Genomic DNA, 1,409 nt, shown 5'->3' on the forward strand with positions numbered 1-1,409 from the left:
CACCTGGTTGCAGGCAGGCCTCGATGAGCCTACGTTTAGATTGCGAGTCGTAGCGACGCTTGCCGTCGCGCCCGACGAGGGCAACCGCGAGGAGCGCCGTATCTAAACTGGTTTGATTGAGTCATGAGATGTGTCCACAGAATATCAGTGGACGCAGCTTGCCTCGCTCTCAACCCAGACGCTATGTGCGCATAAATTCGCGCTTACGGTAGTCGAGAGGGCCGTTCCGAATTCCCCAAGGGAGATTCCGGACCGGCTGGCGGCAACGGTGTGGGAGCCGGGCGTCTCGGTCGCGAGACTCGCCCGTAAGAATGGCATCAACGCGAACATGCTGTACACTTGGCTGTGCCGATCTCTTACAGAGCAGCACGCTCCGTCCGCGAGCCTCCTGGCAGTCGTACTGCTGAGTGACCCACCACCGACGCAGGCCCTAGCCTCGCCGCCAGCTGATTTACGCGCATTTGATTCGAAGCCGGCGCCGCCTGCGGGCACAATCGAAATTTGAATCGGCCGTGTGGACGTCAAGGTGGATGGTCTGGTCGACGCCGACATGCTGCATACCGCGTTGGGCAGTCTGCGATCATGATCTTGCTCCCGGCTGGCACGCGTATCTGGATTGCTGCAGGCGTGACCGACATACGCTGTGGGTTTCAGGGGCTAGCGGCAAAGACGCAAACGGCGCTTGAGGAGAATCCATTGGGCGGCAACGTCCACATCGTCCGAGGCCGCCGATGCGATTTTATGAAGATCCTCCGGGCGACGGAGGACGGGATCTGGCTCTTGGCAAAGCGTCTTTAGCGGGGCCGCTTTATCTGCCTCAGCCGACGGCGGGAAGATTCACCTGAACTCAGCACAACTGTCAATGCTTCTCGAGGGGATCGATTGGCGACAGCCCCGCCGCACCGCCGCGTTATCGATGTTGGAAACCGCGCGGAACACTCGTAAACATGCCGTGCATGTCGAATTCCTGAAGGCCTTGTTGGTCGAGGCTCGTAGTCTGCTCGCTGAACGCGATATCAAAATCGAGCAACTCAAAGGGCACAGATCGACAAACTTCGGCGCATGCAGCGGCTCGGGCACCAAGTACAAACGCAGCCACGTGCACTGGAGGCAACCGGCGACTCGCTGCAGTCCGATGAACGCCTCGATTGAGCGTACGTCGGCCAACTTTCAAGTAACCGGGAAGAGGGACCGATTCACTCGCCACTGAGCCAGCGCCTAGCTCGTGACCGTACGGCCGTCGAAATCAAAATGCACGATGATGACGAGGGCCTCCGCGAGGGTAGCATTGTCGGTCGGAAACGCTTCGTCCCAACGGTGGAGTTGCGAGACTCGTCGGCAATTTCGAGCAACCAGCCCCTCCTCGCACAGGCATCGAACACGATCAAGAAATGAAGGTATCGCGTTCA

At 59.3% G+C, this 1,409-nt stretch carries 3 protein-coding genes; 2 read left to right on the forward strand and 1 reads right to left on the reverse strand.

What is annotated here, in order from left to right; all coding sequences use genetic code 11:
• Positions 1–268: 268 nt before the first annotated feature.
• Positions 269–505, forward strand: a complete 237-nt coding sequence (locus P0D80_RS50160) for a transposase (protein ID WP_408296196.1) — start codon at positions 269–271, stop codon at positions 503–505.
• A 77-nt stretch (positions 506–582) separates the two neighbouring features.
• Positions 583–798: an IS66 family insertion sequence element accessory protein TnpB gene (tnpB, locus tag P0D80_RS50165; RefSeq protein ID WP_408296190.1), complete on the forward strand. Its 216-nt coding sequence runs from the start codon at positions 583–585 to the stop codon at positions 796–798.
• Positions 799–1,218: 420 nt separating this feature from the next.
• Here tnpB and P0D80_RS50170 read toward each other — a convergent pair.
• Positions 1,219–1,409, reverse strand: a 191-nt coding sequence (locus P0D80_RS50170; RefSeq protein WP_408296193.1) for a hypothetical protein, incomplete at its 5' end; no start/stop codon positions are given.

The organism is Paraburkholderia sp. RL17-373-BIF-A (assembly GCF_046030175.1).
In the GTDB taxonomy this organism is placed as follows: Bacteria; Pseudomonadota; Gammaproteobacteria; order Burkholderiales; family Burkholderiaceae; genus Paraburkholderia.

Bases quoted from the DNA above. Each gene is read 5' to 3' on its own strand.
- tnpB (WP_408296190.1), top strand. From the start codon at position 583: ATGATCTTGCTCCCGGCTGGCACGCGTATCTGGATTGCTGCAGGCGTG.